Annotated in this window: 6 protein-coding genes; 1 reads left to right on the top strand and 5 read right to left on the bottom strand. The window is 65.2% G+C overall.

From position 1 onward, the window contains the following. Nucleotides 1-24: 24 nt before the first annotated feature. Nucleotides 25-5,883, top strand: a complete 5,859-nt coding sequence (locus J2X62_RS00730; RefSeq protein WP_082519328.1) for a non-ribosomal peptide synthetase — start codon at nt 25-27, stop codon at nt 5,881-5,883. Nucleotides 5,884-5,953: 70 nt separating this feature from the next. Here the strand turns inward: J2X62_RS00730 and J2X62_RS00725 are convergent, their stop codons facing one another. The 5 genes from J2X62_RS00725 to J2X62_RS00705 form a co-directional block, all read right to left on the bottom strand. Beyond that, nucleotides 5,954-6,889: a triacylglycerol lipase gene (locus J2X62_RS00725; RefSeq protein ID WP_032365693.1), complete on the bottom strand. Its 936-nt coding sequence runs from the start codon at nt 6,887-6,889 to the stop codon at nt 5,954-5,956. A gap of 148 nt (nt 6,890-7,037) precedes the next feature. After that, nucleotides 7,038-7,892 carry a glycosyltransferase family 2 protein gene (locus J2X62_RS00720; protein WP_162182904.1) on the bottom strand — a complete coding sequence of 285 codons (855 nt, stop codon included), beginning with the start codon at nt 7,890-7,892 and terminating at the stop codon, nt 7,038-7,040. 81 nt (nt 7,893-7,973) lie between these two features. After that, nucleotides 7,974-8,828 (bottom strand): ABC transporter permease, encoded by an 855-nt coding sequence (locus tag J2X62_RS00715; RefSeq protein ID WP_032365640.1) that lies wholly within the window; start codon nt 8,826-8,828, stop codon nt 7,974-7,976. Between the two features lie 10 nt (nt 8,829-8,838). Continuing rightward, nucleotides 8,839-9,696, bottom strand: a complete 858-nt coding sequence (locus J2X62_RS00710; protein ID WP_032365639.1) for an ABC transporter permease — start codon at nt 9,694-9,696, stop codon at nt 8,839-8,841. Beyond that, a complete protein-coding gene (locus J2X62_RS00705) occupies nt 9,693-10,664 on the bottom strand; it encodes a daunorubicin resistance protein DrrA family ABC transporter ATP-binding protein (RefSeq protein ID WP_027496305.1) in 972 nt (323 codons plus the stop codon). Before J2X62_RS00705 ends, J2X62_RS00710 begins: the two co-directional genes overlap by 4 nt. Nucleotides 10,665-10,750 lie beyond the last annotated feature (86 nt).

Here is a 10,750-nt window from a genome sequence, read left to right as displayed (position 1 = left end):
CACTGGTGAGGAGTCATAGTTCAGATGAGTTCGGATGGATCGACCGGCACACCGTCCGAGTCGGGCGGCCGAGTGGGTGGACGGTCGAGCCGCCCCAGGCCTACCCGTGCACGACCCACCCGACAGCGACCGGCCCGTACGGTCGCGCTGCCGACTCTGCTCGCTGCGGCGGTGGAAAAGAACCCGGACGGTATAGCGGTGGAGTGCGGCACCCGGTCGCTCACCTATCGGGAGATCGACTCCCGGTCGTCCAGGCTGGCCCGGCTGCTCATCGAACGCGGGGTCGGCCCCGAGGATTTCGTGGCACTGGCACTGACCCGTTCGATCGAATCTGTCACGGCCGTGTGGGCCGTGGCGAAGACCGGTGCTGCATTCGTGCCCATCGACCCCAACTACCCGGCCGCCCGCATCACGCACATGGTGAACGACTCCGGCGTGCGAATGGGTGTCACTGCAACACAATTCGAAGAGGCGATGCCGACGTCGGTGTCGTGGATCAGTCTCGACTCGTCCGACACCGAAGGCGCACTCCAGGGGTTGTCCGACGATCCCGTCGTGGCGGACGACCGACGGGCACCGATTCGCCCGTCCACGCTCGCGTACGTCATCTACACCTCCGGCTCGACCGGTCTGCCGAAGGGCGTCGCCGTCTCCCACGCCGGGCTGGCACCGCTGACCTCCACTCAGGTCGAGATCTACGGGCTGGACTCCGATTCGCGCACACTGCATTTCGCGTCCCCCAGCTTCGATGCGTCCGTGCTGGAGCTACTGATGGCTGTGGGCGCAGGTTCGACGATGGTCATCGTCCCGCCCGGTGTCTACGGCGGTTCCGATCTGGGTGACATGCTCCGCCACCACCGCGTCAGCCATGCGTTCATCACCCCGGCGGCGCTGGCCTCACTCGATCCGGCAGAGGTGCCCGACATGCGAGTGCTCGCGATCGGCGGCGAGGCCTTCACCTCGGAACTGATGTCGAAGTGGTCACCGGGCAGACGTTTTCACAACGTCTACGGCCCCACCGAAGCGTCGATGGTGTGCAACATCTCGCCGCCCTTGAACGCGGGCGAAGCCGTGCTGCTCGGGCCGTCCACCAAGGACATGGGCTACCACGTGCTCGACGACCGGTTGCGGCAGGTGCCCGCCGGGGTGCCGGGGGAGCTGTATCTGACCGGTGCCGGCCTTGCGCGGGGATACCATCGACGATTCGCGCTGACCGCGGCGCGTTTCGTCGCCAATCCGTATGCAGCCGAGGGTAACTCGGAGCAAAGCCGACTGTACCGCACGGGTGACCTGGTGCGCTGGCGGGAAGTGGCGTCCGGACGGGCCATCGAATACCTGGGCCGCAACGACTTTCAGGTCCAGATCCGAGGCTTCAGAATCGAACTCGGTGAAATCGACGCCGTTCTCACCGCGCAGGACGGGGTCGATTTCGCGGTGACCCTCGGTCACCGCAGTCCCACCGGCGCAACCGTTCTCGCAGCGTACGTACTGCCGGTGGCAGGGACGGACGTCGACCTGGACCGGGTGCTGGACGAGGCCGGGCGGAGTCTGCCTGCGCACATGGTGCCCTCGGTGATCACACGGATCGATTCGATCCCGCTGACTCCCACCGGCAAGCTGGACCGAGACGCACTGCCGGAACCGGTGTTCGAGGCCGCGGAGTTCCGGCCCCCGTCGACCACTACCGAACATGTGGTGGCCGATATCTTCGTCGAGCTGCTCGGGGTCGAACGGGTCGGCCTGGACGACGACTTCTTCGCGCTCGGGGGTAACTCCCTGATCGCCACACAGCTTGCGGCTCGATTGGGTTCGGCTCTGGGCGTCCATGTTCCGGCGCGCTCGGTGTTCGAGTCCTCCACCGTCGAGGCCTTGGCGCAGGCCGCCGATTCGGCGGACGGTCCGGTTCGAGCTGCGCTGGACACGTCGAGGCAGCGGCCCAAGCGCATCCCGCTCTCGTCCGCACAGCAGCGAATGTGGTTTCTCAACCGCCTCGACACCGACTCCGCCCTCAACAACGTGCCGGTCGCTCTGTTGCTGCGCGGAGAACTCGATGTCGACGCGCTGCAGGCTGCCGTGGGGGACGTGGTCGGTCGACACGAATCGTTGCGCACCGTGTACCCGGAGATCGACGGTGTCGGGTATCAACAGGTGCGGGACGAGGCCGAGACGCACGTCGGGATGGACGTGGTCCGCATCGCTCGTGACGACGCGCTCGCTGCGGTCACACAGTTCTTCACCCGGGGATTCGACGTCACCGTCGAGATCCCGTTTCGTGTCCGGCTGTTCCACATCACGGACCCCGCCGGTGCAGCACCGGAGTACGTGCTGGCCTTCGTTGCACACCACATCTCGGCGGACGGGCTCTCGATGGCCCCGCTGTCCCGCGACGTCATGACTGCGTACCTCGCGCGGCACGGCGGATCGGCACCGCAGTGGGCACCGCTGCCGGTCCAGTACGTCGACTACACACTCTGGCAACTCGACATGCTCGGCTCCGAATCGGACCCGAAGTCGTTGGCCCGCAAGCAGATCGACTATTGGCGTCGCACGCTCGACGGCCTCCCCGAGCAGTTGGATCTGCCCTCCGACCGGCCGCGCCCGCGGGTCGCATCGGGACAGGGGGCGGTGACGGCGTTCGAGATCGACGCTGCACTGCACACCCGCGTACTCGAGTGTGCACGCGAGCACGACGCCACCGCGTTCATGGTGGTGCACGCAGCGTTGGCGGTGCTGCTGGCCACGTTGTCCGGGACGTCCGACATCGCCGTGGGAGCACCGGTGGGTGGTCGCGGCGACGCACGGTTGGACGACCTGGTGGGCATGTTCGTCAACACGGTGGTCCTGCGAACGCAGATCGCTCGAGACGCCTCGTTCGGTGCGGTACTCGATGCCGTACGTACCTCCGACCTGGAGGCATTCGACAATGTGGACGTACCCTTCGAGCGTCTTGTCGAGGTACTCGATCCGGTGCGATCGCAAGGGCGGCACCCGCTGGTCCAGGTAGCGCTGTTCTTCCAGAACTTCTCCCAGGGATCGTTCGAGCTCCCCGATCTGGGCGTCGAGGCATTCGGGTCCGGGGCGGCGTCGGCAAAGTTCGATCTCCAGGTGACGCTCACCGAACTCGGAGACGGCGCAGGTCTGGCCGGCGAGCTGATGTACGCGACGGATCTGTTCGACGAGTCGACGGTGGCGTCGTTCGGGCGACGGTTGGTGGCTGTACTCGAGGCGGTGACCGCTCGTCCGGATGGCGTGGTCGGTGATATCGACGTTCTCGATTCGGCCGAGCGTGAACGAATCATGGTGCGCGGCAACGGCGACGAGGTGGCCATCGAATCCGCTGAGGTGTTGTTGGACGGCTTCGATCGGGTGGTGGCCGACACGCCCGACGCGGTCGCGGTGGTGTTCGGCGAACGGTCGCTGACGTATCGGGAGTTCTCGGCTCGGGTGGACGCGACTGCGCAGCTGTTGCAGGAGCACGGTGCCGGGCCAGGTGTTCTGGTGGGGCTCGCGATGCGGCGGTCCGTCGAGTTGGTCGTCGGCATGTATGCGGTGCTGCGATCGGGCGCGGCGTACGTTCCGGTGGACCCGGATCAGCCGACCGAACGTAACGACTACATTCTCGACACGGCCGCCCCGGTGGTCGTGTTGTCCACGGCCAGAGATGGTTTCGTCACGGCGACCGCTGTTCCGGTCGTCGACATCACCGATCCACCGGAGCCGTCCGGGTCGGTGGTGTTTCCGCGCGCCGCCGGGGACGACCTGGCGTACGTGTTGTTCACGTCCGGGTCGACCGGTCGTCCGAAGGGCGTGGCGATCGAACACCGGGCCATCGTCAACCAGATGGCCTGGATGGCGCAGGAATACGGCCTCGATGCGTCGGATGTGTACTTGCAGAAAACGGCGACGACGTTCGATGTCTCGCTGTGGGGCTTCTTCCTGCCGCTGCGAACCGGCGGTCGGTTGATCGTTGCTGCCCCGGGCGCGCAGCGTGACGTCGAGGCGGTCGCCGCTGATATCGCGCGGCACGGGGTGACCGTGACGGACTTCGTGCCGTCGATGCTGACGGTGTTCGTCGAAGCGGTGTCGGCGCAGTCGATCGCGTCGCTGCGTCATGTTTTCGTCATCGGTGAGGCGCTGCCCGCGGGTACCGTCGATGCCTGTCGGGCAGTGTCGGATGCGCGGGTGCACAACCTGTACGGGCCTACCGAGGCGGCGGTCAGCGTCACTTATCGCGATGTCTCCGAGGACGGGGCGGGGTCCGGATCGGTGTCCATCGGTGTGCCCGAGTGGAACACCTCGGTGCACGTGCTGGATTCGCGTCTGCATCCGGTACCGGCGGGCGTTCCGGGGGAGTTGTACTTGGCGGGTGTGCAGTTGGCGCGGGGTTACGTTGCGCGGCCGGACCTGTCGGCGGAGCGGTTCGTGGCGAACCCGTTCGACGGCGTGGGGACGCGGATGTACCGGACCGGTGATCTGGTGCGGTGGTCGATGGATGCCGATCGGCTCGAGTACATCGGTCGCACCGATTTTCAGGTCAAGTTCCGTGGGCAGCGAATCGAGTTGGGAGAGATCGAGACTGCGCTGACGGCGCGGTCGTCGGTGAGTCAGGCTGTCGTCGTGGTGTCGCACTCGGCGGTCGGTGAGTCGTTGGTGGCGTACCTGGTTCCTACACCCGGTACCGACATCGATGTCGAGCTCGTTCGGGCGGAGGCAATTTCTACGCTGCCGTCCTACATGGTTCCGTCGGCCTTCGTGGTGCTCGACGCTCTACCGCTCAACGCTGCGGGAAAGCTGGATCGTCGTGCGCTGCCGAGTCCGGAGTTCGAGACCCGCGAGTTCAGGGCGCCGCAGACACCGGTGGAGGAAGCTGTTGCCGGTGTGTTCGCGGACGTTCTGGGAGTCGAACGCGTGGGACTCGACGACGACTTCTTCTCGCTCGGCGGCAACTCTCTGCTGGCCGTCAAGTTGGTCTCCGCGCTGAAGGGGGCCCTCGGTGGTCGGCCTGTTCCTCTGAATTGGTTGTTCGTGGACGCGTCCGTTGCCTCCCTTGCGGCACGGATCACTGCTGCCACGGCATCGGGAGTCGACGGAGCGGAAGCAAGCGGGCTCGAGGTCCTGATACCTCTACGGGTAGGCGGTTCTTCGGCCCCGCTGTTCTGTATCCACCCCATCGTGGGTCTGTCCTGGGCCTTCGGTGCCCTGGCGTCACACATCGGCGACGACCGTCCGATCTACGGATTGCAGTCGCCCGCGCTGTCCGGTGCAGAACCTGTGCCGCAGTCGATAGAACAGTGGGCTGCGGTATTCGTGGACAAGATTCGCGCCGTGCAACCGTCGGGCCCGTATCACCTGCTGGGGTGGTCCATGGGCGGACTGATCGCGCATGCGATGGCCGTGCAACTGCAACGTGAGGGCTACGAGGTCTCGACGTTGGCCATGATGGACTCGTTCGTTGCGGGTGGGTCGGACCACCTCGTCGACAGGCCGGTATCGGCGGACGAGATTCTCGGCGGGCTGGGTGTCGGTGCGGACGACCACCTCGAGATCGCTGAACTCACGGTCGACTCCGTGGCCGAACTGTTGAAGTCGATGCCGGCACCTTTCGACTCGATTTCCCGCGAACGGGTCGCCGGGATACTCGACGGGATCGCACAATCGGCAGAGCTCATCGAAACCTATGTGCCACAGACCTTCACAGGACGAGCGCTGCTGTTCGCATCGGTCACCGACGATCCCACGGGCAACGTGGCGGCGGCGACATGGCGCGGTGCGCTGAGCGAGGGCATGACGGTCGTCCCGGTCCATTCGACCCACTGGCAGATGGCGTCGTCGCCGGCATCGACCGAGATCGGGCCCGTGCTGGACGCGGAATTGCACCGGTAATCCGTTCGGCAACGACGAAGGCCTCACGACACCGTGTCGTGAGGCCTTCGTCGTGGCGTGTGGAGAATGTTCAGCAGGGTGCGGGCGTGGTGGTTGCGTAATCGGGATCGAGTGCGGTCTTCACCATGTACAGGGGAGCAGGATCGGCGACGAGACCGACGTGGGACGTCGTCGCCGTGGGGCACACGTCCTGAACCCAGACGTTGTGCACCATCGCAGGGTCGCCGGACTTGAGGAAGGTGTTCGCGGGCGGTGTCGAGACGGTGTCGTTGCGCGTGGCGATGACGGTGTACTCGACCCCTGGTTCGACGTCTCCGCCTTCGTTCAAGCTCGTCAGCGTCGTCGAACCGACGAGTTGCTGGGCACCCGCCATGTTGTATGTCAGGGGGGTGAGTGCGTCGCCGGGCAGGCCGAGAGAGGTGAGCAGTTCGGAGAGCTGCTGCAAACCACCGAAGGTCGTGCCGTGGTTGGTGGCACCCAGTGTGACCAGTGTGTGCACCTTGTTGCGGGCGGGGTCCTGCGCATCGGTGCCGCCATCGAACTTCATGTACTGCCGAGTGGCGGTGCCACCCTGGGAATGGCCGACCATGTCGACTTGCTCGGCACCGGTCGCCGCGAGAACTTCGTCGACGAAACGGCCGATCTGACGGCCCGACTCAGCGATGTCGCCGGAGCCCCAGATGGTCGTGCCCGGGTCGAGCAGCAGCGATACTCCGCCGTAGTTGGGTGCGAAGACGCAGTAGCCCTCGCTCTTCAGCTGCGGTGCCAGGATCTTCCACGTGGACGCATCCATCTTGGTTCCGTGGACGAGCACGACCGGACGGGGATGGGCCGCGCTGGGAACACAGCCGAAGTCGTTGGCACCCTCGAGGGTAGGCGTGGCAGAAACCGAGGTTCCGGTGGGCGAGGGCGCAGCGACCGCTGTGCCCGTCCCGGTGAAGGACAGGGCACCGGCCACCGCGACAGCAATCGCCGTGGGCAATACTCTCGTGAACTTCTTCGGCATGGCCTCTATCTCGTCCGGGGCGTGGGAATCCGCCGCTGTCACCTGCATCTGCGTCACCGACCGTAACAGCCGGACACACAGGCGTAACAGGCGTGCAGGTCAAGGGTGCCGGTCGGGCAGTCCGATCGGCGAGCCCGTGTGGTGGACATCACCAACCGATGGCTCCGTATCTGATTCCTGCGCGAAGCTCGCCGACCCGGATGACGAACGCACGCAGCCAATGGCCGCGTGACATCCCGGTCAGCGACGTCGGCAGCAGGGGATTGCGCAGCAGCAGCGCCATCCACCAGGACGCGACTCGGCGCACTTTCAGTGCCGGGCACCCTTGGGGCCGGTAGATTCCGCGAAGCTTGGCGAAGCCGAACCCGAGGCGGAAAGACTGGCGCAGGAGAGGGCGTAGCTCGTCACGCAGTCGATACGCCACTTCTGCCTCGGTACTGAACCCCAAGGTGTAACCCGCCAGTTGCGCCCGCCAACTGAACTCGACATCCTGGCTTGCTCGGTAGCGGTTGTCCATGCCGCCGAGATCGCTGTAGACCGATGCCCAGCAGGCCATACTCGCGCCGATCGCGAACGGCAGGAAGTCGGTGCGGCCCTGGTTCTCCGGCGCTGTCGTGGGCGTCCACGACAGCGCCCGGACGCTGTTCAGCGTGTCGGTTTCGACCGCAGTACCGACAACATCGAACGACGACGCCTCCTGTACGAGCGTGGTGAGCCACGACGGGTGCACGACATCGTCCGAGTCGCAGAACGCCAACAGATCGCCGGACGCCTCTCGGGCACCGCAGTTGCGTGCGTAACCCGCTCCGGTCTCGCGGGAAGCATCGACCGACCTGAGCCGCAGCCGCTCTCGCAAAGGATGAGTGAGTACGTATTCGCCGAGGTCCCCGCCTCGCGTGTTGTCCGCAACGAGCACCTCGAACGGAAACCCGACATCCTGATCGGCCAGAGCCTGCAACTGTGCGTCCAAGTGCGGATCGAGGCCACCGACAGGAATGATCACCGATACCGACGGATGCTCAGGTCGTGCCCGGTCGACCACAACGAATCCCCCAACGTAGAAATGTCGGCCCGGACGACGCGATCAGCCCGACGCAGATGCCTTCTTGTACCCCCGGATCGCAGGGTAGAGGAAGATCACGACCATTCCCAGAGACCACGCGAGAGTTTGGAGAATCGGAGTCATGACGGGCCCTCCGAGTGCCAGCGCGCGCATCGCGGAGACCGCAACCGACATCGGCTGCGCTGCAACCACCGGCTGCAGCCAGAGCGGATACGCGAGGACGGGGACGAACCCCGCATTGAAGAACATCAACAACGTGCAGAAGATCGACACCACTTCGACCAGTGGTGCGTCGCCGGCCACCGTGGCGAGGAACGTGACCATGACTGCGAACCCGATACCGAACACGACAGGAATCAGCAGCAACAAGATGCCGGCCTGAATTCCCTGGGTGAACCTGAACCCCAGCGCTACACCGGCACAGATGATGACCACGGTGGTCACGAGCACCCGAACTGCTTCGGCAATCATCCTGCCCAGGAGGCCGGCCGCACGGTGAGTGGGCGTTGTCCAGAACCGAGCCAACAGACCCGACTTTCGTTCGCCCTTGAGGCCGACAGCGCTGACGATGGACCCGAACATGGCTCCGACCAGAGCGATCATCGGCACCTGGCCGTAGATCGCCGGCGATCCGGTGGCCGCGGAAATCGAGTTCCCGAGCACGACACGGAACATGACCAGCATCAACGCGGGGTACAGCAACGCCTGAATCATCGTCGACGGATCGCGCATCCATCGCATCAGAAGTCGTTTGGCCTGGATCAGGCTGTGCGTCCCGAGCGCACGAATCGACCCTTCTCGCAGGGCCATGTTGGGTTCGGGAAAGGTCAGGTTGGATACGCGTGCAGCGTTCACCGACGCTTCGGTCATCGTCATCTCGGACTCGTCATTCTGGTCTCGAGCTCGCCCAGATGGCGAGCGGGACGAAGAACAGGAGCAGGCCGGCCACCCAGGCGAGGGATGGCCACAACACCTGGAAGCTGACTCCGCCCTCGGCCATGTCGCGCATAGCGAAAGAGAACTGCGAAATCGGTTGATTGCGAACGAACGGTCGGATGAGTTCCGGGAAGCCGCTTTCGGGAACGAATCCGCACGAGGCCATGCCGAGGATCAGCTGGGGCAGGGTCAACACCTGGCTGGTCGCTTCGGGGCTCTTCGACAGCGTTCCGATTGCGTCGGCACCGATCGACAACGTGGTGCTGATCAGCATGGCGAGCGCGCAGAACAACAGGGCCTGACCGAATCCTGCAGAGAAGCGAAAGCCGATGACGTAGCCGAAACCGAGTGCGGATACGAGCGATACCAGTGAACGGACGACACCGCTCGAGATTCGCGACACCAGCGGGACGCCGCGTACGACGGGCATCGTCTTCAACCGAGAGTTGAGTCCGCTCATCGCCTCCGTCGATGCCCTCTGCGCGGCGGAGATGGCGGTGAACGCCATTGCCTGCAGCACGATGATCGGCATCAGAAACTGTGCGTAGTCGATGCCCTGCAGGCCCATCACGAACTTGAGCGGAAGGTAGAAGCCGATAGTGAAGATCAGCGGAGCGATCACCGCGATCAGCAGCTCACCCTGGGTGAGCATCGTCCACAGTGCACGCCCGGTCAGTGCCTGCCACTGCACGAAGCCGGACGGCCGCGTTCGTGACCGGCGTTTGGGCTGCTGCGTCGTCGACCCGGTGGTTGTCCGAGGAGCGGTGACCGCACGCGTATTCGAGACGCCTCGCGTCGTGGCCGTCACGGCGTGGGGCTCGCTTGCGAATGGCCGGTGAGGGTGAGGAAGACGTCGTCGAGCGAGGGTCGGCGCAACGCGATGTCGGCCAGCACGATGCCACGGGCGTCGATACGGCGGAGGATCTCGGACAGCGTTGCGGCACCGTCGGGGGCCGGCACGGACAGGCGGTCGGATGCGGCAGTGATCTCGGCGTGCACCGCCGGAGGCACCATCTCGCCCAGCGCCTCGGCCGCTGCTCGTAGCTGACCTGGATCGAGAGGCACCACTTCGCAGTAGCTACCGCCGGTCATGGCTTTGAGCTGATCGGACGTACCTTCGGCGATAACTGTGCCCTTGTCGATGACGATGATGTTGTCGCTCAGTACGTCTGCCTCTTCGAGATATTGCGTCGTCAGCAACACGGTGATGCCCTGCGCCTTCAGTGCCTCGACCAACGACCACACACCCTGTCGGCTCCGAGGGTCGAGTCCGGTGGTCGGCTCGTCCAGGAACACGACTTCGGGACGCACGACCAGGCCACATGCGATGTCGATACGACGGCGCATGCCGCCGGAGTAGCCGCGGACCGGTCGCTTGCCGGTATCGGACAGGTCGAATTCGTCGAGCAGGGCCTTGGCGCGAGCCTTGGCAGCCTTCTTGTCCAGACCCATGAGGCGGCCGAACAATTCGATGTTCTCGCGCCCCGAAAGAGTGTCGTCGAGGGCGGCGTACTGACCCGTCATCATGATCGATCGCCGCACCGCGGGAGCGTCGGCAGCAACATCGTGGCCGGCGACGAAGGCTCGGCCGCTGTCGGGCGCGATCAGCGTCGACAGCACTTTCACAGTCGTGGTCTTGCCCGCACCGTTGGGGCCGAGGATGCCGAGTACGGTTCCCCGCTCGGCCGAGAAGCTGATGCCGCGCAGCGCATGCACATCGCCGAAGGACTTGTGCACGTCCTCCACGTGTACGGCTGCGTGCTGAGCTGACGACATCGGATCTCCGAGCTGTGGGGTGAATGGGGCCGGGGCAGTGCCGGGGCCCGTGGAGGGGAGGGCCACTACTTGATACGGGAACTGCC

The organism is Rhodococcus sp. 3258 (assembly GCF_031456475.1).
GTDB classification, from domain to species: Bacteria; Actinomycetota; Actinomycetes; order Mycobacteriales; family Mycobacteriaceae; genus Rhodococcoides; species Rhodococcoides fascians.
The sequence above is the reverse complement of the archived record's forward strand: the minus strand, read 5'-3'. Positions and strand labels throughout refer to the sequence as shown.